The organism is Micromonospora sp. BS32, from assembly GCF_059089345.1.
The window spans coordinates 1-469 of sequence record NZ_JBSSHR010000094.1 but is presented as its reverse complement, the minus strand read 5'-3'; the positions used below and the strand labels follow the sequence as shown (position 1 = coordinate 469).

General features: G+C 70.4%; 1 protein-coding gene. It reads left to right on the top strand.

The features are described from left to right. Positions 1-74 precede the first annotated feature (74 nt). Positions 75-469: thiamine pyrophosphate-dependent enzyme (locus AC5RWQ_RS30415; RefSeq protein WP_494286033.1), on the top strand; the 395-nt coding region annotated here is incomplete at its 3' end.

Sequence of the window (469 nt, the reverse complement as noted above, 5' to 3'; positions counted from 1 at the left end):
CTCCTACACCCAGGTGACCGGGCTGCCGTTCAAGGCCGAGCAGTTGGCGCAGGCCATCGCGAAGGAGAACGCGGATGTCTGAGACCCCCGTACTCGACGGCGCCGGCATCGGCCCGCTCGCCGGCGCCACCTCGCTGTCGCTGGTGCCCAAGGCCACCGGCCCGCAGAGCACCAAGGACTTCAAGTCCGACCAGGAAGTGCGCTGGTGCCCCGGCTGCGGCGACTACGCCATCCTCGCCGCCGTCCAGTCCTTCATGCCGGAGCTGGGCCTGGCCCGGGAGAACGTCGTCTTCGTCTCCGGCATCGGCTGCTCCTCCCGCTTCCCGTACTACATGAACACCTACGGGATGCACTCCATCCACGGCCGCGCCCCGGCCATCGCCACCGGGCTCGCCACCTCCCGCCGCGACCTGAGCGTGTGGGTGGTCACCGGCGACGGCGACGCGCTGTCCATCGGCGGCAACCACCT